This is a genomic window from Thermobispora bispora DSM 43833 (genome assembly GCF_000092645.1).
GTDB classification, from domain to species: domain Bacteria; phylum Actinomycetota; class Actinomycetes; order Streptosporangiales; family Streptosporangiaceae; genus Thermobispora; species Thermobispora bispora.
Genome location: NC_014165.1, coordinates 1,642,895 through 1,664,792, shown reverse-complemented (window position 1 = coordinate 1,664,792; position 21,898 = coordinate 1,642,895). Strand labels below are relative to the sequence as shown.

Annotated in this window: 16 protein-coding genes and 1 tRNA gene; 6 read left to right on the top strand and 11 right to left on the bottom strand. The window is 72.5% G+C overall.

The annotated features are described in order from the left end of the window. Positions 1-79: 79 nt before the first annotated feature. Positions 80-673 (bottom strand): ANTAR domain-containing response regulator, encoded by a 594-nt coding sequence (locus tag TBIS_RS07335; protein ID WP_013131719.1) that lies wholly within the window; start codon positions 671-673, stop codon positions 80-82. Between the two features lie 93 nt (positions 674-766). Here TBIS_RS07335 and TBIS_RS07330 point away from each other — a divergent pair. Then, positions 767-840 (top strand) — tRNA-Leu (locus TBIS_RS07330). On the opposite strand, the gene TBIS_RS20160 is transcribed toward TBIS_RS07330, so the two are convergent. Beyond that, on the bottom strand, positions 800-2,026 hold the full coding sequence (locus tag TBIS_RS20160) for a PucR family transcriptional regulator (RefSeq protein ID WP_013131718.1): 1,227 nt from the start codon (positions 2,024-2,026) through the stop codon (positions 800-802). The two genes, TBIS_RS07330 and TBIS_RS20160, sit on opposite strands and share 41 nt — an antisense overlap. A gap of 226 nt (positions 2,027-2,252) precedes the next feature. Between TBIS_RS20160 and TBIS_RS07320 the strand changes: the two genes are divergently transcribed. The 5 genes from TBIS_RS07320 to TBIS_RS07300 are packed head-to-tail and all read left to right on the top strand — an operon-like array spanning position 2,253 to position 7,149. Further along, a complete protein-coding gene (locus TBIS_RS07320; protein WP_013131717.1) occupies positions 2,253-3,068 on the top strand; it encodes an ABC transporter ATP-binding protein in 816 nt (271 codons plus the stop codon). After that, positions 3,065-3,940 (top strand): ABC transporter ATP-binding protein, encoded by an 876-nt coding sequence (locus TBIS_RS07315; protein ID WP_013131716.1) that lies wholly within the window; start codon positions 3,065-3,067, stop codon positions 3,938-3,940. Before TBIS_RS07320 ends, TBIS_RS07315 begins: the two co-directional genes overlap by 4 nt. After that, positions 3,937-4,827: a branched-chain amino acid ABC transporter permease gene (locus TBIS_RS07310; protein ID WP_013131715.1), complete on the top strand. Its 891-nt coding sequence runs from the start codon at positions 3,937-3,939 to the stop codon at positions 4,825-4,827. Before TBIS_RS07315 ends, TBIS_RS07310 begins: the two co-directional genes overlap by 4 nt. Next, positions 4,820-5,896, top strand: a complete 1,077-nt coding sequence (locus TBIS_RS07305) for a branched-chain amino acid ABC transporter permease (protein WP_013131714.1) — start codon at positions 4,820-4,822, stop codon at positions 5,894-5,896. Before TBIS_RS07310 ends, TBIS_RS07305 begins: the two co-directional genes overlap by 8 nt. After that, positions 5,884-7,149, top strand: a complete 1,266-nt coding sequence (locus TBIS_RS07300; protein ID WP_013131713.1) for an ABC transporter substrate-binding protein — start codon at positions 5,884-5,886, stop codon at positions 7,147-7,149. The genes TBIS_RS07305 and TBIS_RS07300 overlap by 13 nt, the downstream gene beginning before the upstream one ends. A gap of 391 nt (positions 7,150-7,540) precedes the next feature. Here the strand turns inward: TBIS_RS07300 and pyk are convergent, their stop codons facing one another. The 9 genes from pyk to trpA form a co-directional block, all read right to left on the bottom strand. Then, positions 7,541-8,965, bottom strand: coding sequence for a pyruvate kinase (pyk, locus tag TBIS_RS07295; RefSeq protein ID WP_013131712.1), 1,425 nt, complete (start codon positions 8,963-8,965; stop codon positions 7,541-7,543). Positions 8,966-9,315: 350 nt separating this feature from the next. Next, the gene (locus TBIS_RS07290) at positions 9,316-11,037 is read right to left on the bottom strand and encodes a S8 family serine peptidase (RefSeq protein ID WP_242384320.1); all 1,722 of its coding nucleotides are present in this window, start codon (positions 11,035-11,037) and stop codon (positions 9,316-9,318) included. 119 nt (positions 11,038-11,156) lie between these two features. Beyond that, positions 11,157-12,641, bottom strand: a complete 1,485-nt coding sequence (locus TBIS_RS07285) for a glutamate synthase subunit beta (RefSeq protein ID WP_013131710.1) — start codon at positions 12,639-12,641, stop codon at positions 11,157-11,159. A gap of 15 nt (positions 12,642-12,656) precedes the next feature. Then, the gene (gene gltB / locus TBIS_RS07280) at positions 12,657-17,183 is read right to left on the bottom strand and encodes a glutamate synthase large subunit (protein ID WP_013131709.1); all 4,527 of its coding nucleotides are present in this window, start codon (positions 17,181-17,183) and stop codon (positions 12,657-12,659) included. Positions 17,184-17,500: 317 nt separating this feature from the next. Then, positions 17,501-18,403 (bottom strand): hypothetical protein, encoded by a 903-nt coding sequence (locus TBIS_RS07275; RefSeq protein ID WP_013131708.1) that lies wholly within the window; start codon positions 18,401-18,403, stop codon positions 17,501-17,503. A 144-nt stretch (positions 18,404-18,547) separates the two neighbouring features. After that, the gene (gene lgt, locus TBIS_RS07270) at positions 18,548-19,516 is read right to left on the bottom strand and encodes a prolipoprotein diacylglyceryl transferase (RefSeq protein WP_013131706.1); all 969 of its coding nucleotides are present in this window, start codon (positions 19,514-19,516) and stop codon (positions 18,548-18,550) included. Between the two features lie 57 nt (positions 19,517-19,573). Beyond that, entirely contained in the window at positions 19,574-20,317 is a 744-nt protein-coding gene (locus TBIS_RS07265; protein ID WP_013131705.1) for a DsbA family protein, read from the bottom strand. A gap of 87 nt (positions 20,318-20,404) precedes the next feature. Next, entirely contained in the window at positions 20,405-20,971 is a 567-nt protein-coding gene (locus TBIS_RS07260) for a DoxX family protein (protein ID WP_013131704.1), read from the bottom strand. 128 nt (positions 20,972-21,099) lie between these two features. Beyond that, positions 21,100-21,891, bottom strand: a complete 792-nt coding sequence (trpA, locus tag TBIS_RS07255) for a tryptophan synthase subunit alpha (protein WP_013131703.1) — start codon at positions 21,889-21,891, stop codon at positions 21,100-21,102. Positions 21,892-21,898: the final 7 nt, after the last annotated feature.

Here is a 21,898-nt window from a genome sequence, read left to right as displayed (position 1 = left end):
CAATGATTTCGTTATGGCGCGAAGAACCGCGATATTTTTCGATCGCAGAAAGATTTCCTGTTCGCGGCAATCTTCGGCGTCAATCGGCCTTCCGCTCGGCCTCTTCGATCACAATACGGGCGATCTGCCGCATGCTCATGCGGCGGTCCATGGAGGCCTTCTGGATCCAGCGGAACGCCTGGGGCTCGGTCCAGTTGTACTTCATCATGAGCAGCCCCTTCGCCTTCTCGACCAGCTTCCTGGTCTCGAGCCGCTCCGCCAGGGTGGTGACCTCCTTCTCCAGCGCCATGATCTCCTCGTGGCGGCTGATCGCCATCTCGATGGCGGGGGTGAGGTCGCTCTTGGTGAACGGCTTGACGAGGTACGCCATCGCACCGGCGTCCCGGGCCCGCTCCACGAGCTCGCGCTGGGAGAAGGCGGTGAGGATGAGACAGGGCGCGATCCTCCGCGAGACGATCCGCTCCGCCGCGGAGATCCCGTCGAGCACCGGCATCTTGATGTCGAGGATCACCAGATCCGGCCGGAGCTCCTCCGCCATTTTGACCGCGGTCTCACCGTCCCCGGCCTCGCCCACGACGGCGTAGCCGTCCTCTTCGAGCATCTCCTTGAGGTCGAGACGGATGAGGGTCTCATCCTCCGCGATCACCACTCGCCGCTGGTTAGTCACGCACAAAAGGTTACCGATGTCCGCTACATTAGAACGACAGGAGGACGATCGGCCCTATAACGGCCACCGTCCCCCAGCCCCGGACCCGGGTCCGGGCCGGCCCCGATAGACCAATCGGTAGAGTCAATGGCCTCAAAATCCATGCAGTGTGGGTTCGAATCCCACTCGGGGCACTCGTTCGGAATCCACGGCGCCACCCCGGCCGGCCGCCGGGGTGTGCCGGCCCTCGCCCGCGTGCAACCGTACCGCCTCGAGGGCGAGGGACAGCTCCACCAGGTCCAGCGGCCGCGACAGTGACCGGCCGGTGAGCCGCTCGATCCGCCGCACCCGGTTGAAGACGGTGTTCCGGTGACAGTAGAGCTCCCGGGCCGCCTTCGCGGCCGAGCCGTCGCACCGCAGCCAGGCCTCGAGCGTGGCGAGGAGCACGTCGCGATCGGGTGAGGCGAGCACCGGGCCCAGCACGCCGTTCTCCAGGTGCCCGGCGAGCTCGGGCTGGCAGACGAGGAGGGCGGCCGGCAGCCGCCGGTCGAGCCGGGCGACCTCGGCGCCCTCACCGGCGCAGGTCCGCAGGGCCAGCTCGGACATCCGCCGGGCCGTGCCGATCGCGGCGAGCCCGTCCACGACCGGGCTCACCCCGATGACGCCGGCGAGCGCGGGCCGGAGGGCCGCCACCAGGTCGTCGAGCTCCCGGTCGCCCATGACGACGAGGGCCACGTCCGTCCCGCCCGGCTGCCGCCACAGCAGCCGGAACCCGCCGATCCGCTCCGGCCGGGGCACCGTGTGCGGCCGAGCCGGGCGGATGGCGACCACCGCGTACCGGCCCGCCACGGGCAGGCCGAGGGACTCGGCGGCCGTCTCCACCAGCTCCGGGTCCTCCACCCGCCCGTCGAGCAGGGCGTCGAGCACGGTGTGCGCCCGGCCCGCGGAGCGGCCGAGCAGCTCGCTCTCCCACCGCCGGTAGGCCTCGGCCGCGGCCAGCGCCTGCCGGTCGATCGCGTGCCACACGTGGCTGGCGCTGTGCAGCAGCGCGGGCAGCCGCCGGGGGTCGCGGTCGCCGACCACCGCGAGGAAGCCGTTCCAGGTGACCTGGGCGCCGAGCCGGTAGCTGCGCATCAGCGAGTCGAGCGGGAGGCCGTGCTCGGCCCGCCGCCGGCCCAGCTTCCGGGCGTAGGCGACGTCCCGCCGCTCGTGGCGCGGCTGCAGGATCGCCGTGAGGCCGACGCGCAGCCCTTCGTAGGCGCTCTGCCAGTGATCGTCGTACGGGATGCGGAGCCGGTAAGCCTCGTCCTTCTCCCTGCCCCGCCGGACGAGCTCATCCGTGAGTTCGGGGAGGCGATCCAGCAGGCGCACGGCCGACATCCGCAGCACCTGCCGTACCTCAGAGTCAGCCTTGGCCCTCATTCTTCCGAATCTGCCAGGAGGCCTTCTCCGGAACAAGGTTCTGCTCGTTTTGTGACCCTTGGTTGTGCTGGAGCACAAGGGCGGGGCGCCCGGGTTGGGCTGCCGCAGCGACTTGCCGCGCCGGGCTGGACGGGCCTCGACGCGGCGGGTTGTGTGTGCCTTCATCGAGGCACGGAGGGGTTGCATGGCTGAGACGGGTCTGGAGGTGACCGGCCTGCACGTGCGCTACGGCCCCGTCCGCGCGCTGCGCGGCGTGAGCCTGGCCGTTCCCCCGGGAGGCGTGGTCGCCGTGCTCGGCGCGAACGGCGCCGGGAAGACCACGCTGCTCCGCGCCATCTCGGGCACGCTCCGGTTCCACGGCGGGCGGGTGACCGCCGGGACGGTCTCCTTTCAGGGCCGCGCCCTCACCGGGGCGGAGCCGGCCGCGGTGGTGGGCCGGGGCGTCGTCCAGGTGCCGGAGGGGCGCCGGGTGTTCACCCGGATGACGGTGGCCGAGAACCTGCGCGCCGGGGCGATCGGCGCCCGCGGCCGGACGGACGCCGCGGCCGCGCGGGAGCGGGTGTTCGAGCTCTTCCCGATCCTCGCCGAGCGCGCGCACCAGCGGGCCGGCCTGCTGTCCGGGGGTGAGCAGCAGATGCTCGCCATCGGCCGGGCCCTGATGGCGCGGCCGGCGGTGCTGCTGCTGGACGAACCGACGCTCGGCCTCGCCCCGGCCATGGCCGCGCGCATCGCGGAGACGATCAAGGAGATCAACGCGCAGGGGACCTCGGTGCTGCTGGTGGAGCAGAACGCGGCGCTCGCCCTCTCCCTCGCCTCCCACGCGTACGTGCTCGAGGTGGGCGAGGTGACCCTGTCCGGCCCGGCCGCGGAGCTGGCGTCCAGCGACGAGGTGCGCCGCCGGTACCTCGGGGAGGTCGGCACGCCCATGACAAACCGACCGGTTGGTACGGCATCCGCCGGGGCCGCCGGAAGAAGAACCCTCGCGAGGTGGACCGAATGATCCCGGAGCTCGTGGTGGAGGACCTCACGGTCCGGTTCGCCGGGCTGACCGCCCTCGACGCGGTCGGTTTCACGGTGGCCCCGGGGAGCGTGCACGCGCTGATCGGCCCGAACGGCGCGGGCAAGTCGACCTGCTTCAACGTGCTCTCCGGCGTCTACCGGGCCGCGTCCGGGAGCGTCCGGTTCGGCGACGCCGAGCTCACCGCGCTGCGCCCCCACCAGATCGCCGCGCTCGGCGTGGCCCGCACCTTCCAGAACATCGCGCTCTCCCCCCGGCTCTCCGTGCGGGACAACCTCATGCTCGGCCGGCACCGCCTGACCAAGGCCGGCTTCCTCGCCGCCGGTCTGCGGCTCCCCTCGGCCCGGCGCGAGGCCGCGCGGCACGGCGCGCGGGTGGCGGAGATCGCCGAGTTCACCGGTGTCGGCGAGGTGCTCGACGTGCCGGCCGGGCTGCTGCCGTACGGCATGCGCAAACGGGTCGAGCTCGCCCGCGCGCTGTGCATGGAGCCGCGCCTGCTCCTCCTCGACGAGCCGGTGGCCGGGATGAACGGCGGGGAGCGCCGGGAGATGGCCGAGCTCATCCTCGCCATCCGGGAGAGCCTCGGCATCTCGATCCTGCTCGTCGAGCACGACATGGCGATGGTCATGCGGATCGCCGACGCCGTCACCGTCCTCGACTTCGGCCGGCGCATCGCCCACGGCACGCCCGCCGAGGTGCAGCGCGACCCGGAGGTGATCCGCGCCTACCTGGGCGGCGCGGCCGGGGACGGCGCCCACGACCCCAGGCCGGCCGACGGCGCGCCCGAACCCGGGCCGGCGGACGGCGCCCCCGAACCGGGGCCGGCCGGTCAGCGAGCGGAGGCCGGACGATGATCACATTCCTCGAGCTGCTCGTGAACGGCGTCTCCATCGGCGCCGTCTACGCCCTGATCGCCCTCGGGTTCGTCGTCATCTTCAAGGCGACCGAGGTGGTGAACTTCGCCCACGCCTCGCTGCTGCTCGTGGGCGGCTTCCTGATCGCGAAGCTCCACCCGGTGCTCGGCTTCTGGGCCGCGCTCGCCGCGGGCATCGCCGGCGCGGCGCTGATCGGGGCGCTGGTGGAGTTCCTCATCCTGCGGCGGGCCCGCACCGGCGTCCACGGCGTGCTCGCGATCGTGACGATCGGCGTGGACATCATGATCACCGCCGAGCTCACCCGGCAGATCGGCACCGACGTCCTCGCCATGGGCGACCCCTGGCGCGACCGGGTCGTGCACCTGGGGCCGATCCTCATCGCGCAGACCCGGCTCGTCGCGCTCGCCGTCGCCGCCACGCTGATCGCCGCGTTCCTGCTGGCGTTCAAGTTCACCTCCTGGGGCGTGGCCCTGCGCGCCACCGCCGAGGACGCCGAGGCGGCCGCGCTCATGGGGATCCGGCTCGGCCGGGTCTCGCTCGGCGCGTGGGCGATCGCCGGCGCGCTCGCCGCGATCGCCGCCCTCTTCCTCTGCGTGTTCCCCACGCCCGGGCTGGACCGCAACACCGCCGTGGCCGCCATGCGGGCCTTCCCCGCGGCCATCCTCGGCGGCCTGGACTCGACCACCGGGGCCCTCGCCGGAGGCCTGATCATCGGGGTCACCGAGAGCCTGGTCAACGGCTACCAGAGCGAGCTGGCCTTCCTCGGCCGCGGCTTCGGCGATGCGGCGCCGTTCCTGGTCATGTTCGTCATCCTGCTCTTCCGCCCGTCCGGGCTCTTCGGCACCAAGGAGCTGACCCGTGTCTAGCACCGCCGGGCCCGGCCGGACCGTCCGGCCGGCGCGACTGATCGCCTGGTTGGCCGCCGTCGCCGTGCTGGTGGCCGTGCCCTTCTACCTGGAGGCCTTCTGGCTGCAGACCGGGCTGTTCGCCATGTCGGCGGCGATCGGCGCGATCGGCCTCAACCTGCTCACCGGGGCCACCGGGCAGCTCTCCCTCGGGCACGCGCTCTTCCTCGCCGCCGGGGCGTACTCCTACATCGTCTTCGCCGAGGACGCCGGGCTGCCCACCCCGGTGGCCGCGGCCTGCGCCGTGGTGCTCGCCGGGGTGATCGGGGGCCTGTTCAGCCCGATCGCCGGGCGGCTCAAGGGCGCCTACCTCGGCATCGCCACCCTCGCCCTGATCTTCGTCGGCCAGCACGTGCTCCACAACGCCGGCCCGGTCACCGGAGGGTCGAACGGCCGGCGGGTGCCGCCGATGGAGCTGTTCGGCCTCGTCTTCGACGACCGGCCCGAGCTGGTCCTGCTCGACGTGCCGTTCGGCGCGCTGGAACGGCTGTGGTACCTCGGCCTGGTGCTGCTCGCCGGCGCGGCCGCGTTCGCCCGCGGGGTGCTCGCCGGCCGGCCGGGCATCGCCATGAACGCCATCCGGGACCACGAGACCGCGGCCGGGGTGATGGGGGTCCCGGTGACCCGGTACCGGGCGGCGGTGTTCGTCCTGTCGTCGATGTACGGCGGGCTCGCCGGGGTGCTCCTCGCCCTGGTGTTCCGGCAGGTCGTGCCGGACAACTTCGGCATGCTCCTGTCGCTCGACTACCTCGCCATGATCGTCATCGGCGGGCTCGGCTCCGTCGCCGGCTCGGTGCTCGGGGCCGTCTTCGTCTCCCTGCTGCCCCAGCTCCTCATGCGGTACGGCGACGTGCTGCCGCTCGTGGCGGAGCCGGGCACCGGCGGCTTCTCCCCCGCGGAGGCCGCGCGCATCCTCTACGGCGCCGCCGTGGTGGCGGTCGTGCTGTTCCTGCCCGGTGGTCTGCTCGGGCTCATCACGCGGCTGCGCCGCGCCATCCCCCGTGTCAAGGAGGTCAAATGGGCAAGATAGCCACCCGTGCCGGCATAGCGACCTTGGCGTTCCTCGCCCTCGCCGTCACCTCGTGCGCCAGCCAGAAGGCCACCGGGGGCGGGTCGGGCTCGGCCGACGGTGACGGGGTGAAGACCGGCCCCGGGGTGACGGACACCACCATCACGGTGAGCATCCTCACCGACTTCACCGGTCCGTACGCGTCCCTCGGCAAGAGCCTCACCCAGGCCCAGCAGCTCTACTTCGAGCAGGTGAACGCCGCCGGCGGGGTGTGCGGGCGCAAGTACGAGGTGGTCGTGCGCGACCACGGGTACGACACGCAGAAGGCGATGGCCGCCTACACGGAGCTCGCCCCACGGTCGGCCGCGATCCCCCAGTTCATCGGCTCCCCCATGGTCACCGCGCTCAAGCAGCGCATCGAGGACGACAAGCTGCTCACCATCCCGATGGCGTGGGCCACCTCGCTGCTCGGCGCGCGGGCGATCCAGGTGACCGGCACCACCTACGACCTCGACATGATCAACGGGGTCTCCTTCCTCGTGGAGGAGAAGGGGATCAAGAAGGGCGACAAGATCGGTCACCTGTACTTCGAGGGCGACTACGGGGAGAGCTCGCTCAACGGCTCGAAGTACGCGGCGGAGAAGCTCGGCCTGGAGATCGTCGAGCAGAAGATCAAGGCGACCGATCAGGACATGAGCGCCCAGGTGGCGGCGTTCAAGGCGGCCGGGGTGAAGGCGATCCTCGTCTCGGTGGGCCCGCGGCAGGCGGCGTCCCTGGTGGGCGGCGCCGCCCAGGCCGGCCTCAACGTGCCGTTCGTGGGGAGCAACTCCTCCTACGCGCCGCAGCTGCTCGGCCTGCCGGTGAAGGACGCGCTGCTGAAGAACTTCTACATCATGACGGCGGGGGCCCCGATCAGCATGAAGCTGCCGGTCATGGAGAAGCTCGCCGCCGACTACCGGGCGAAGTACCCCGACGACACGCTCGACAACTCCATCCCGAGCGGCTGGAGCGCGGCGATGATCGTCGATACGGCGATCAAGAAGGCCTGCGAGGCGAAGGACCTCACCCGGGAGGGCATCCTCAACGCGCATCGCTCGCAGACGACGTTCGACCCCGGGCTGGGCACCCCGATGGACTTCACCTCGCCGAGCCGGCCCGCCTCCCGCGCCTCCTACGTGCTCAAGCCCGACGAGAAGGCGCTCGGTGGGACGATGGTGCTGAAGGAGCCGTTCGTCTCCGAGCTCGCCGAGGGGTATGAGGTCCCGGTGGGCTGATCGCGCCCGGGTGACCGGCGCCCGGGGGGCTCCGGCGCCGCCTTCCCGCCCATGTCCGCCACCGGCGTCGCCGCTCCAACCGCGAGGGTCCGTTCCCGCGCGCCGGGACCGGCGGTCGCGGGAGGCGGGCTCGGCGGCGCATCGGGGTCCGGCCCAGCGCGTGAGGACCGGCCGGGGCGTTCCGCCGGCCTGCCGGACCACCCGGCCGGTTCCGCCGGGAGCCTCGCGGCAGCGGTGACACGGCGTCCGGGGGTTCTCCGGGGTCGTGAGGCGGTGGCCCGTCGCCGGGGACCCGGGGTCCGGGCCGGCGGCGAATCCGCCCGAGCGGCCGGGCTCCGCCGTGCTGCGGCGGGCCGGGCCGCGTCCGCGGTGGGGATCCGCTCGGGGACGGTCAGCGCGAGACGGCCGCGCCGATCGTGTGCACCCGCAGGTTGTTGGTGGTGCCCGGCGTGCCGGGCGGTGAGCCGGCGACGATCACCACCTTGTCGCCCTTCTGGCACCGGCCCATGGAGAGCAGCGCCGCCTCGACCTGGCGGACCATGTCGTCGGTGTGGTGGACGAACGGCACCTCGAAGGTCTCCACGCCCCAGGTGAGCGCGAGCTGCCCGCGCGCCTTGGGGTTCGAGGTGAAGGCGAGCAGCGGGATCGGGGACCGGTAGCGCGCGAGCCGGCGCGCGGTCTCGCCCGACATGGTGAACGCCACGAGCGCCTTGGCCTTCACGATCGCGCCGACCTCGGCCGCGGCGCGGGCGATGGCGCCGCCGGTGGTCTCGGGCAGCCGGTCGAGGGTGTGGGTGGCCTTCAGGGTGACGCTCTCGGTCGCCACCGCGATCCGGTGCATCGTGGTCACGGCCTCGACCGGGTAGTTCCCGACCGAGGTCTCCCCGGAGAGCATGACCGCGTCGGCGCCCTGCATGACCGCGGTGGCCACGTCGGAGGCCTCCGCCCGGGTCGGCCGCGGGGAGTGCATCATCGAGTCCAGCATCTGGGTGGCCACGATGACCGGGTGCGCCTTCTCCCGGCACAGCTCGATGATCCGGCGCTGGACGATCGGCACCTGCTCGAGCGGGAGCTCCACGCCGAGGTCACCCCGGGCGATCATGATCCCGTCGAAGGCGTCGACGATCTCCTCGAGCCGCTCGACCGCCTGAGGCTTCTCGATCTTGGCGAGCAGCGGGACGCGGATGCCCTCCTCGTCCATGATCTTCCGGACGAGGTCGGCGTCGTCCGGCGACCGGACGAACGACAGGGCGATGATGTCGAACCCGGTGCGCAGCGCCCAGCGCAGGTCGGCCTCGTCCTTCTCGGTGAGGGCCGGCGCGCTGATCGCCACACCGGGCAGGTTGAGCCCCTTGTTGTCGGAGATCATCCCGCCGACGAGCACCTTCGTGATCACGCGCGGCCCGTCCACGTCGATGACCTCGAGGTTGAGGCGGCCGTCGTCGACGAGGATCGTGTCGCCCGGCTTCACGTCCCCGGGCAGGCCCTTGTAGGTGGTGGAGACGATGTCCCGGTTGCCCGGGACGTCCTCGGTCGTGATCGTGAAGATGTCGCCGTAGCTGAGCCGTACCGGACCGGTGGCGAACTTGCCCACCCGGATCTTGGGGCCCTGGAGGTCGGCGAGGACGCCCACGGCGCGGCCGACCTCGGCGGCCGCGGCCTTGACCCGGTCGAAGACCTCCTTGTGCAGCTCCTGCGTTCCGTGGGACAGGTTGAAGCGAGCCACGTCCATGCCCGCGGCGATCAGCTCGCGCAGACGCTCCGGTGAGGAGCTGGCGGGACCGAGGGTACAGACAATCTTCGCTCGACGATTCACGGCTCTACCCTAGATGGTCCAGACCATTCCGTGTGACGTTCCGCACGCCCAGCGCGCGAACGTTCACGTTCCGGCAAGGAGCGCGTTCCCCGCCACCCGGCTGGACCTACCCCGCCGGTCACCGTCCATGCCCCGCGGTACGGCCCCGCGCGGGACGGCCGGCCGGCTCGTGGCCGCGCCCGGCCCCGGGGGTCTCCGGGCGGCCGGGACTCCGGGCGGTGGCCAGGACGCCGGCGTGGCCGGCGGCGGCCTCTCGGTCCCGGCCCCGAGGCCCAGACCCCGGATGGGACGCGGGGTGACGCGATCGTGAACCGGCCGGACCGCCCGGCGCGGGGCATGGCGCGGCCCCGTCAGCGGGAGATCACCGCCGCGCGGTCGGCGTTGACGATGCCGTGCCCGAAGAAGCCGTTCTTCCGCTTGCCGCCCTCGCAGACCTGGTCGGCGCGGCCACCGGACCCGGACCCGCCCGCGGCCGGGCAGGCCTTGGGCATCGCCGACGCGTACAGCAGCCGCTCCACCTCGGCGGGGTCCATGGTGAGCCCGCCCTTGCCCGGCACGCCGAACCGCCCGATGATGATCGCGGCGACCCCGGTGACGTGCGGGGCGGCCATCGAGGTGCCCTCGAGGTACCGGTAGTAGGCGCACGTGCCGCCCCGGCAGTCGCGCACCACCGAGGCGTCCCGCGGGTTGCCCTTGTCGTCGATGCGGCGGGCCGCCCGCAGGACGCTCTCCGGCGCGGCGGCGAGGATGCCCCGGCGCACGCCCACGATCGGGCTGGCGGTGTCGAACAGGTCCCCGCCCGGCGCGGCGATGTCGGCCTGCTCGAGCCCGTAGTCGGAGTACCCCGCCTTGTTCCCGCTCGGCCCGACCGCGGTGACCGAGATGACGCCGTCGAGCTCGGTGGGGACGGTGATGCAGGAGTTGTCGATCCGGCGGACCTTGGCGGCCCCCTTGGGGTAGTTGGGGCTCATGCCGTCCCGCTCCGGGCGGCCGAGGTCGATCCCCGTGTTGCCGATCGCGGTGATCAGTGTGACCCCGTGCCGGCGCGCGTAGTCGACCGCCCGCCGCATGCCCTCGATGATGCCGCGCTGGTCGAGCCGCTCGGCGGGCGAGTCCTCCGGGTTGTCGGTGCAGTTGAACTGCCACGGGTCGACGAAGAAGCTCATGTTCACCACGTCGATCCCGACGTCGGCGGCGTACGCGAGGGCGTCCATGGTCGGCTTGAGGAAGAACAGGCCCTCGTCGGTGCCGGCCCGCAGGTCGACCAGGGAGACGTCCGGGGCCACCCCGGCGATGCCGAGGCCGTTGATCGGCGAGCCGATCGTGCTGGCGACGTGCGTGCCGTGCCCCTCACCGTCCACCCCGGCGTACTCGGCGCAGCCGGTGCGGCCGCAGTCCTTGCCGCGGTGGCCGTCGGCTGCCGAGCTCACCCCGGCCGGGAGGAAGCTCCGGCTGAGCTCCTTGTTGAAGTTCGGCGCGATGTCCGGGTGGGTGGCGTCGATCCCGGTGTCGATGACGCCGACCAGCACCGAGCGCTTGCCCCGCGCCTTCGCGTACGACCCGGTGGCGGTGGCGCCGATCATCTCCATGTCCCACTGCAGGTGGGCGAGCGGCTCCGGCTTCACCGGGCCCTGCCCGCCCGAGGGGAGGACGCCCGGCCGGTGCCCGGCGGGCGCGGGCGCGGGCGCCCTGCGGGCCGCCAGGGCCGAGGACGCCATGCCGATGGGCCGGTCGGGCGTCACCCCGACCACGGAGGGATCGGCCCCGACCCGTTCCGGATCCCCGATGCGCGCGATCAGATAGCCGAGCCGCTCGTCGCCCCCGTCGAGCTCGCCCCCGGCGTCCTGCACCGCCTTGAGCGCGGCCTCGCGCTTGCCCTCCGCGTAGAAGACCAGGTACCGGCCGGTGCTCTGCCCCTTCGGCGCCGGCCCGGAGGCCGAGGCCGAAGGGGAGGCCGGGACCGTGGCGGCGGGGCCGGGAACGCCCGACCCCGCCGTGGCCGCGCTGCAGCCCGCCGCGCCCACCAGCGCGATCGAGACGGCTGCCCTGATGAGATGCCCCCGTGTGTTCAACAGGTCCTCCTCGGTTCGGGCCAGCATCATTCACGCGGCTGGAGGCGCGCGCAACTCGGCTCCGAACCGATTCGTTCCCTTCTGTTATGGCATCTGCCCCAAAGTCCTCCGGGCTGGGCTCAGGTGAGCGGCCGCGCGGTGGGGAGGATCGGGGCGGGCAGCACCGTGCGGCCGGACAGGTACCGGTCCACGGCGGCCGCCGCCGACCTGCCCTCGGCGATGGCCCACACGATCAGCGACTGACCGCGGCCCATGTCGCCGGCGACGAAGACCCCCTCGACCCGCGTCTGGAACGACCTGTCCCGGGCCACGTTGCCCCGCGCGTCGAAGAACGCGTCCGGGTCGTCCGCGAGCGCGGCCAGGTCGTTGAGCAGCGGGCCCCGCTCCGGGCCGAGGAAGCCGAGCGCCAGGGCGACGAGCTGGGCCGGGATCTCGCGCTCGGTGCCGGGGATCGGCCGGAACCCGGTCTCCGGGCCCTCCACGCCGACCACCCGCAGCGCCCGCACGCAGCCGTTCTCGTCGCCGAGGAACTCCTGCGTGGAGATCCCGTACAGCCGCCGGCCGCCCAGGGCCTCGAGCTCCTCGTGGGAGCTCTCGGTCTTGAAGACCATCGGGTAGGTGGGCCACGGCTGCGACGGCGGGCGGGTGGCCGGCGGCTTCGGCATGATCTCCAGCTGGACCACCGAGCGGGCGCCCTGGCGGATCGCGGTGCCCACGCAGTCGGCGCCGGTGTCACCGCCGCCGATCACGACCACGTCCTTGCCCTTGGCGGTGATGGGCGGCTCGTCGAAGTCGCCGAGCCTCGCCCGGTTGGCGAGCGGGAGGTACTCCATCGCCTGGTGGACGCCCTTGAGCCCGCGGCCCGGCAGCGGCAGGTCGCGCCAGGCCGTGGCGCCGCCGGCGAGCACGATCGCGTCGAACTCCTCCCGCAGCCGGGCGACGGTGATGTCCACCCCGACGTTCACCGAGGTGCGGAACTCGGTGCCCTCGGCCGCCATCTGCTCGAGCCGGCGGTCGAGGAACCGCTTCTCCATCTTGAACTCGGGGATGCCGTAGCGGAGCAGCCCGCCGATCCGGTCGGCGCGCTCGAACACGACCACGTCGTGCCCGGCCCGGGTGAGCTGCTGGGCGGCGGCCAGGCCGGCCGGGCCCGAGCCCACCACGGCCACCCGCTTGCCGCTCTTCACCGGCGGCCGCTGCGGGGTGACCCAGCCTTCGGCGAACGCCCGCTCGGCGATCTCGTACTCGACCCGCTTGATCGTGACCGGGTCGGAGTTGATGCCGAGCACGCAGGCCGCCTCGCACGGGGCCGGGCAGAGCCGCCCGGTGATCTCCGGGAAGTTGTTGGTGGCGTGGAGCCGCTCGATCGCCTCGCGCCAGTCGTCCTGGTAGACGAGGTCGTTCCACTCCGGGATGAGGTTCCCGAGCGGGCAGCCGTTGTGGCAGAACGGGATGCCGCAGTCCATGCAGCGGGACGCCTGGTCGGTGAGGGCCCGCCGTGGGAAGTCCTCGTAGACCTCCCGCCAGTCCCGGATGCGCACCTCGACCGGGCGCCGCGGCGGAAGCTGGCGCCGGTGCCGCAAGAACCCCTTCGGGTCAGCCATCGGTGTCCGCCCCTCTCACCCGTGTGCGGCCGCCATGACGGCCTCGTCCACATCGCGGCCCTCTGCCTCCGCGGCCGCCCGCGCGAGCAGGACCCGCTTGTAGTCCATCGGCATGACCTTGGTGAACCTGGCGAGCGCCGCGTCCCAGTCGGCGAGCAGCGCCTTGGCGACCGTGGAGCCGGTCTCCGCCAGGTGCTTCTCGACCACCTCGCGGAGGAACTCGGCGTCGGTGTCGTCCAGCGGCTCCAGCTCCACCATCTCGCGGTTGATCCGCTCCGGCACGGCGTCGAGCAGGTAGGCGATGCCGCCCGACATGCCGGCGGCGAAGTTGCGCCCGGTGGGCCCGAGCACCACGGCCCGGCCACCGGTCATGTACTCGCAACCGTGGTCGCCGACGCCCTCCACCACGGCGACCGCGCCGGAGTTCCGCACGCAGAACCGCTCACCCACGACGCCCCGGATGAACACCTCGCCGGAGGTCGCGCCGTACAGGCCGACGTTGCCGGCGATGACCTGCGTCTCGGCGGCGAACGGCGCGTCGGGGTGCGGGCGGATGATCAGCCGCCCGCCGGAGAGGCCCTTGCCGACGTAGTCGTTGGCGTCGCCGATGAGCCGCAGGGTGATGCCGCGGGGCACGAACGCGCCGAACGAGTTGCCGGCCGACCCGGTGAACGTCACGTGAATCGTGTTGTCCGGCAGCCCGGCGCCCCCGTACCGCCTGGTCACCTCGTAGCCGAGCATGGTGCCGACCGTGCGGTTGACGTTGCGGATGGGCAGCTCCAGGCTCACCGGGTCGCCGTTGCGCAGCGCGCCCTCGGCGAGCTGGATCAGCGTGTTGTCGAGTGCCTTGTCGAGGCCGTGGTCCTGCTCCCTGACCTTGCGCCGCGGGGTGCCCTCGGGCAGCTCCGGCCGGTAGAGGATCGGCGAGAGGTCCAGGCCGGACGCCTTCCAGTGGTCGACCGCCTGCGCCACGTCGAGCAGGTCGCTCCGGCCGATGATCTCGTCGAGCGACCGGTACCCGAGCTCGGCGAGGTACTCCCGCACCTCCTGGGCGATGAACCGGAAGAAGTTCACCACGTACTCGGGCTTGCCGGTGAACCGCTTGCGCAGCTCGGGGTTCTGCGTGGCCACGCCGACCGGGCAGGTGTCCTTGTGGCAGACCCGCATCATCACGCAGCCGGCGACCACGAGCGGCGCGGTGGCGAACCCGTACTCCTCGGCGCCGAGCAGCGCCGCGATGATCACGTCACGGCCGGTCTTCAGCTGGCCGTCGACCTGGACCACGATCCGGTCGCGCAGGCCGTTGAGGAGCAGGGTCTGCTGGGTCTCGGCGAGCCCGAGCTCCCACGGGGCGCCCGCGTGCTTGATCGAGGTGAGCGGCGAGGCGCCGGTGCCGCCGTCGTGGCCGGAGATGAGCACCACGTCGGCGTGCGCCTTGCTCACCCCGGCCGCGACCGTGCCCACCCCGACCTCGGCGACCAGCTTCACGTGGACGCGGGCGCGCGGGTTGGAGTTCTTGAGGTCGTGGATGAGCTGCGCCAGGTCCTCGATCGAGTAGATGTCGTGGTGCGGCGGCGGGGAGATGAGCCCCACGCCGGGCGTGGAGTGCCGGGTCCGGGCGATCCACGGGTAGACCTTGTGGCCGGGGAGCTGCCCGCCCTCGCCGGGCTTGGCGCCCTGGGCCATCTTGATCTGCAGGTCGTCGGCGTTGACGAGGTACTCGCTGGTCACGCCGAACCGGCCCGAGGCCACCTGCTTGATCGCCGACCTGCGCTCGGGGTCGTACAGCCGCTCGGGGGCCTCACCGCCCTCGCCGGTGTTCGACTTGGCGCCGAGCCGGTTCATCGCGATCGCGAGCGTCTCGTGCGCCTCGGCCGAGATGGAGCCGTACGACATGGCGCCGGTGGAGAACCGCTTCACGATCGACTCGACCGGCTCGACCTCCTCGATCGGCACCGGGGGCCGGTCCGGGCGGAGCCGGAACAGCCCACGCAGGGTCATCAGCCGCTCGGACTGGTCGTCGACGAGCCGCGAGTACTCCTTGAACAGGTCGTACCGCCCGGTCCGGGTGGAGTGCTGCAGCTTGTAGACCGTCACCGGGTTGAACAGGTGCGCCTCGCCCTCCCGGCGCCAGTGGTACTCGCCGCCGACCTCCAGCCGCCGGTGCGGGTTCTCCACCCGCGGGTAGGCGCGGGAGTGCCGCTCGATCACCTCACGGGCGAGCACGCCGTAGCCGATGCCGCCCAGCCGGGAGGTGGTGCCGGTGAAGCACTCGTCGATCACCTCGCGGCCCAGGCCGAGCGCCTCGAAGATCTGGGCGCCCGTGTAGGAGGCGATCGTGGACACCCCCATCTTGGACATGATCTTGAGGATGCCCTTGGCGTACGCCTTGATGAGGTTGCGCACGGCCTTGCCGGGCTCGACGCCGATCCGGCCGGAGGCGGCCAGCTCCGCGACGGTCTCGATGGCGAGGTAGGGGTTGACCGCGCTCGCGCCGTACCCGATGAGCAGGGCCATGTGGTGGCACTCGCGCGCCTCGCCGGTCTCCACCACGAGCCCGACGCGGGTTCGGGTCTTCTCCCGGATGAGGTGGTGGTGCACCGCGCCGGTGAGGAGCAGCGCCGGGATCGGCGCCTTCTCCCGGGTGGACCCCCGGTCGGAGAGCACGATCACCCGGGCGCCGTCCTCGATCGCCTGGGAGACCTCGCGCCGGATCTCCGCCAGCCGGCGGACGAGCGCCTCCTCCCCGCCGGCCACGTCGAACAGGCCGGAGACCACGTACGGCTGCAGGTGCGGCAACGAGCCGTCGTCGTTGGCGTGGAGGATCTTGGCCAGCTCCTCGTTGTCGATCACCGGGCAGGGCAGCACCAGCCGGCGGCACGACTCGGGGCCGGGGTCGAGCAGGTTGCCCTCCGGGCCGAGCATGGACCGCAGGGAGGTGACGAGCTCCTCCCGGATCGCGTCCAGCGGCGGGTTGGTGACCTGGGCGAAGAGCTGGGTGAAGTAGTCGTAGAGCAGCCTGGGCCGCTCGCTCAGCACCGGGACCGGCGTGTCGGTGCCCATCGAGCCGATCGGCTCCGCGCCGGTCTCCGCCATCGGGGCGAGGATGACCTTCAGCTCCTCCTCGGTGTACCCGAAGGTCTGCTGGCGCTTGATCAGCGGCTCCTGCGGCGGCTGCCCGGCCGCGCGCCGCGGCAGCTCGTCGATCCCGATCATGCCGAGCCGGAGCCACTCACCGTACGGCTCGGCCGCGGCGAGCTCGGCCTTGATCTCGTCGTCCTCGATGATCCGGCCGCGCGCGGTGTCGACGAGGAACATCTTCCCGGGCTGCAGGCGGCCCTTGCGCACGACCGACTCCGGCCGGATGTCCGGGAGCACGCCGGCCTCGGAGGCGAGCACGACCAGGCCGTCCTCGGTGACCCAGAACCGGCCGGGCCGCAGCCCGTTGCGGTCGAGCACGGCGCCGACGAGGGTGCCGTCGGAGAAGGTGATCGAGGCGGGGCCGTCCCACGCCTCCATGAGCGTCGAGTGGAACTCGTAGAACGCCCGCCGCGCCGGGTCCATCTCGGTGTGGTTCTCCCACGCCTCGGGGATCATCATCAGCACGGCGTGCGGCAGCGACCGGCCGCCCAGGTGGAGCAGCTCGAGCACCTCGTCGAAGGACGCGGTGTCCGACCCCTCCGGATCGCAGATCGGGAACAGCCGCCGCAGATCGCCCGGGATGAGCGGGGTGGCGAGCATGGCCTCCCGGGCGCGCATCCAGTTGCGGTTGCCCTTCAGGGTGTTGATCTCACCGTTGTGGGCGACGTACCGGTACGGATGCGCCAGGGACCACGCGGGGAAGGTGTTGGTGGAGAACCGGGAGTGCACCAGGGCGATCGCCGTGGCGTACCGCGGGTCGGACAGGTCGGGGAAGAACGGCTCGAGCTGCCACGACGTGAGCATGCCCTTGTAGACGATCGTCCGGCTGGACAGCGAGGGGAAGTAGACCTTCGCCTCGTGCTCCGCCCGCTTCCGGAAGGGGTAGACGGCCCGGTCGAGGTCGAGACCGGTCCGGCCGCCGGGCACCGTGACGAAGAGCTGGCGGAAGCGCGGCATCACGGTCCGCGCGGTGGGACCGGGGACCGAGGAGTCGACCGGGAGGTCGCGCCACCCGAGGATGGTGACGTTCTCCTCGGCGGCGAGCTCCTCGATCCGGCGGAGCGCCTGTTCACACTGCTCTTCGTCGACGGGGAGAAAGGCGATGCCCGCGGCGTACGCACCCTCAGGCGGAAGCGGGAAATCCACGACGGCGCGGAAGAAGGCGTCCGGGATCTGGGTCAGGATGCCCGCGCCGTCACCGGTCTCCGGCTCGCTCCCGCTCGCACCACGGTGGTCCAGATTGCGGAGTGCCGTCAGGGCCTTGATGACGATGTCGTGGCTCCGGCGGCCGGCGATGTCGGCCACCATGGCGACGCCACAGGAATCGTGCTCGAAAGAGGGATCGTAGAGACCCTGGGACTGCGGCACTGCCGCGAACCGGCCGAGGCGGGCAGCAGGCATGTGATCACTCCCGTCGTCAACGTCTGCCGGTGCAGAGGGACGACGTTGGCCCTGCTGCGGGACGAAATGTCCGAGTCTGTCGCTCGGCGTTTCGAGATTACTCTACCTGGGCGGTGCTCGTAACGTTCAGGACACACCCCGGACCCATATCGGCCGCGAGAATAGTGATTTCGGGGCGGAAATCCAGCGGACCCGGGGAATATCAACGGGTCCGGGCAGGGGACGGGATCCCGAGCGCGCGGGACCGCGGACGCGCCCGGCGGCTCGCGGACCGGGCCGTTCACGCCCGTTCAGCGGGGCCGGGCCGGCCACGCCCGTCAGCGCGCCGCGCCGCTCCCCGCCGCGCCTCCCGCGCCGGAGCCCGTGGCCGCCTCGGACGGCGGCGGCTCGGACGGCGGCGCCGACTCGTCCACCTCGGCCTTCGGCACATCGGGCAGCCCGGCCACGGCGACCACCCGGCGGTAGATCGCCTTCTCCGCCTCCCGGGCGGCGAGGCCGAGCATGACGAAGTCGTCCTGCTCCCCCGGCTCGGCGCCGTCGGCCCGGGCGATCCACACGATCCCGGCGTAGTGCCCCAGCGCGTGCCCGCTCGCCTCGCTGTACCCGTCGAAGCGCGCCTTGGCCGGGTCGAGCGAGAGGATCCACCCGCCCCGGTAGAGCGTCTTGAGCTCCTCGACCAGGCCGTTCGCCGCCTTCACGTTCGCGAGGTCGAAGATCGTGTACTGGGCGATGTGGGCGCCGTCGGCGGTGCGGTACAGGCCGCGGATCGCCCGGGTGCACCCGGCCCTGGCGAGCGCGTCGGTCAGCGCGGAGCCCCACACCGCCCCGGCGCAGCCGTCGTCGACCCGGACCGCCACCCGGCGCAGCGTGACCTTGCCCGCGGTGAACGTGCGCGCCCCGAACACCTCGCGCGCGGTGAGCGGGCCCTTGTCGGCCTTGCGGTCGTCGATCGGGGCGAGCTCCGGCACGGACGGCCACGCCTGGTAGGAGTCCGGCCTTCCCTGCCCGATGACGCCGTCGGGCCCGCGGTCGGCCGGCTGCTCCACCCCGCCGGCGAACGCGTTCACCACCAGGGTGAGCACGAGCGCCAGCGCCAGCACGGCCACGGTGGACCCGGCCCAGAACAGGATGCGCTGCTGGCGCTCGCTCAGCCCCAGCGCGGACAGCACCGACCCCCACTCGTCCACGGGGGCGGACGAGCGGCGCTTGCGCCGGTTCATGAAGCGCCGGCCCCGCAGGTGGGCTCCGGCCGCCGCGTCACCGCGCCGGCGATGTCCTCGGCCCCCGCGGAGCCGGCCGCTCCGGCCGGCCACGGCGCGGGCACCGCCGTGCCCCGGGGCGCGCCCACCGGAACGGCCGCGGCCTCACTCACGCCGGCCCTCCTCCCCGGCGGCCTCCCGCTCACCCGGGCGGTGGACCGCCGCGGCAGGGCTCCCCTCCCCGCCGTCCGGCCGGTCCGGCGCAGGGCTCTCGCCGCCGGGCCGGTCCGCCCCGGGCCCGCCCGCCGCGGCCTCCGGCCGGATCCGCTCCTCGGCGTCCGCGCCGCGGCGCAGCCAGAGGTACGCGACCGCGGCGATGAAGAGCACCACACACGTCCACTGGTTGAGCCGCAGGCCCAGGATGTGGTGGGCGGGGTCGACCCGCAGGGCCTCGATCCAGAACCTCCCCGCCGTGTAGCCGGCCACGTACAGCGCGATCAGCCGGCCGTGCCGGAGCGCGAACCTCCGGCCGGCGTAGACGAGGAAGGCGGCCAGGGCGAGGTCCCACAGGAACTCGTAGAGGAACGCCGGGTGGTAGGTGGTCACGCCGGGGACCGTGCCGGGGCGGCCCGGCTCGATCTCCAGCGCCCACGGCAGGTCGGTGGGCCCCCCGAACAGCTCCTGGTTGAAGTAGTTCCCCCAGCGGCCGATGCCCTGGGCGACCGCCACCCCGGGGACCACCGTGTCGCCCACGGCGGTGAACGACAGCCCTCTTCTGCGGCAGCCGAGCCACACCCCGACCGCGCCGAGCGCGATGGCCCCCCAGACGCCGAGCCCGCCCTCCCAGATGAAGAGGGCGTCGATCGGCCGCTTGGGCGCATCGGCGCCGAAGTAGAGCTGCCAGTCGGTGATGACGTGGTAGAGGCGGCCGCCCACCAGGCCGAACGGCACCGCCCACACGGCGAGGTCCGTGATCACGCCGGCCTCGCCCCCGCGGGCCCGCCATCTGCGCTCGCCGATCCAGACGGCGACGATCACGCCGAGGATGATGCAGAGCGCGTAGGCGCGGATGGGGATCGGGCCGAGGTACCAGACCCCCTGTGACGGGCTTGGGATCGAGGCGAGAACCGGCATGTCACGTGACGTTACCGCAAAACTCCCCGGCACGGATCACCGCTGCCGGCCGGTCGATCACTTACCGGCCTCGAGGATCGCCCGGCGCAGCTCGCTCGGCACGAAGATGATCTCGTTGGGCACCTCCTGGCCGTTCACCTTCACGGTCGGGGTGCCGCCGATCTGCGCCGAGTTGATGGTCTGCTCGCTGTACTTCTCGTGCTCGGCCGCGTGCTTCTGGTCGCGGACGCAGCTCTCGAAGCCCGGGTCGGTGATCCCGACCTCCTTGCCCCACTTCACGAGGTCGTCGATGGCGAAGCCGGAGACGGTCTCCCGGGGCTGCTCCTCGTAGAGCTTCTCGTGGTACTCCATCCACTTGACCCCGTCCGTCACGCAGCGGGCCGCCGCGGCGGCGCGGATCGAGTTCGACCGGGTGGGATCCTGGCCGAAGATCGTGAGCACGTGGTAGACGACCTTGGCCTTGCCCTCCTTGGCGAGGTTCTTCAGCGTCGACCCGCTGGTCTTGCCGAACTCCTTGCACACGGGGCACTGGAAGTCCTCGTACACGTCGACGACGGGAGCCTCCACCCCGGGCTGCGCCATCACGACCGACCCGTCGGACTGAACGGTGATCGGCGCGAGGCCGGTCACCTCCTCCGACTGGCCGCGCTGCACGGTCCACCACCCGATGCCGGCCGCCAGGATGACGATCAGCACGACCGTCACGATCATGGCGATCCGCCGGCGCCGCTCCTGCCGGCGCTGGGCCTCCCGCATGGCCGCGACCCGCGCCCGCGCCGACTCACTCGTCCGCTTGCTCACGTCGTCTCCCAATATCCGGGCCGTGCCGGCCCCGTCTCCCGAGCCGCCTTACCGTCGCCAGGAACCACCGGGCACCGCCGGGCGGTGTCAGGCGGCGCCGTCCCCGTCGCCGGACCGCTCGTCCTCCCGATCCGGCGGCGGCGTCAGCCCCAGCGCCGAGTCCATCGCGAACCGGCCAGGAGGCTTGATCGCTATCCAGGCCGCGCAGAGCACCAGCCCGAAGTCCCGGAGCAGCTCCCAGAGGTAGCCCGGGTCCTCACCGGGGGCGAGCTCGCCGCCACCGCCGAAGCATCCGCAGTCGATCCGCAGCCCGCGGGCCCACGCCGACGCGATGCCGATGACGAACGCGAGCATGAGCAGCCCGGCGGCCACCGCGGCGATCCTGGTGAAGAAGCCGATGACCAGCAGCAGGCCGATGATGATCTCCGCCACCGGCAGGCCGTACCCCACCACCGTGACCACCGGTTCGGGGAGCAGCTGGTAGGCGCGCACCGCCTGCACCGACAGCGCAGGGGCGCCGATCTTGAGCGCGCCGGCGACGATCAGCACACCGCCGAGCACGAGACGCGCCGCGGTGGTGATCCAGGACGAGTGCGCCGACCCCACTTTCCGTAACCGGTCGGCCACACTGGTGTCGGAGGCCAACTGAACCATCGTTTCCTCGCCCGGTAGGCAACTCGCAACCAAACACTACCGGGAGCGATCTCACCATGTGCCGGATAAGGACATGGTAAGGAAGCGATCAGCCGCCCCGGTGGCCGCCCGGGAGGTTGTGCCGTGGATCACCGCACGCCGCGGGCGAGCTCCTCGGCGAGCGCGCGCACCGCGGCGAGGCCGGACGCCTCGTCCGGCGCATCGAGCAGCCGCTTGATGAAGGCCGAGCCCACGATGACCCCGTCGGCGTACCGGGCCACCTCGGCCGCCTGCGCCCCCGAGCTCACCCCGAGCCCCACGCAGATGGGCAGCGTGGTGTGCGCCCGGGCCCGCTTCACCAGGCCCTCGGCCGCGGCGCTCACCGTGTCCCGGGTGCCGGTGACCCCCATGAGCGAGGCGGCGTAGACGAAGCCGGTGCAGCACTCCACCACGCGCGCGATCCGCTCCTCGGTGGAGCTCGGCGCGATGAGGAAGACCGTGTCGATCCCCGCGGCCCGGCTCGCCTCCAGCCAGGGCCCGGCCTCCTCCGGGGTGAGGTCGGGGGTGATGGTCCCGGCCCCGCCCGCCGAGGCGAGGTCGCGCGCGAAGCGCTCGGGCCCGTAGCGGTCGACCGGGTTCCAGTACGTCATGACGAGCGTGGCCGCCCCGGTGCGGGCCACCTGCTCGACCGTGCGGAGCACGTCGGCGATCCGGGTGCCGTTGGTGAGCGAGCGGTGCACCGCGTCCTGGATGGTGGGCCCGTCCATGAGCGGATCGGAGTACGGCAGGCCGATCTCGATCACGTCGCAGCCGCCCTCCACCATCGCCGTCGCGGCCGCGACCGCGCCGTCCTTGGTGGGGAATCCGGCCGGAAGGTAACCGACGAGGGCGGCCCGGTCCTCGGCCCGCGCCTTCTCGAACACCGCCTGGAGAGTCGTCATCGCAAAC

Excerpts from the sequence above, each read along its gene's own strand:
- TBIS_RS20160 (WP_013131718.1), bottom strand. The coding sequence starts at position 2,026 with ATGTCGGCCGTGCGCCTGCTGGATCGCCTCCCCGAACTCACGGATGAG.
- TBIS_RS07320 (WP_013131717.1), top strand. The coding sequence starts at position 2,253 with ATGGCTGAGACGGGTCTGGAGGTGACCGGCCTGCACGTGCGCTACGGC.
- TBIS_RS07315 (WP_013131716.1), top strand. The coding sequence starts at position 3,065 with ATGATCCCGGAGCTCGTGGTGGAGGACCTCACGGTCCGGTTCGCCGGG.
- TBIS_RS07310 (WP_013131715.1), top strand. The coding sequence starts at position 3,937 with ATGATCACATTCCTCGAGCTGCTCGTGAACGGCGTCTCCATCGGCGCC.
- TBIS_RS07300 (WP_013131713.1), top strand. The coding sequence starts at position 5,884 with ATGGGCAAGATAGCCACCCGTGCCGGCATAGCGACCTTGGCGTTCCTC.
- TBIS_RS07285 (WP_013131710.1), bottom strand. The coding sequence starts at position 12,641 with ATGGCTGACCCGAAGGGGTTCTTGCGGCACCGGCGCCAGCTTCCGCCG.
- gltB (WP_013131709.1), bottom strand. The coding sequence starts at position 17,183 with ATGCCTGCTGCCCGCCTCGGCCGGTTCGCGGCAGTGCCGCAGTCCCAG.
- TBIS_RS07275 (WP_013131708.1), bottom strand. The coding sequence starts at position 18,403 with ATGAACCGGCGCAAGCGCCGCTCGTCCGCCCCCGTGGACGAGTGGGGG.
- lgt (WP_013131706.1), bottom strand. The coding sequence starts at position 19,516 with ATGCCGGTTCTCGCCTCGATCCCAAGCCCGTCACAGGGGGTCTGGTAC.
- TBIS_RS07260 (WP_013131704.1), bottom strand. The coding sequence starts at position 20,971 with ATGGTTCAGTTGGCCTCCGACACCAGTGTGGCCGACCGGTTACGGAAA.
- trpA (WP_013131703.1), bottom strand. The coding sequence starts at position 21,891 with ATGACGACTCTCCAGGCGGTGTTCGAGAAGGCGCGGGCCGAGGACCGG.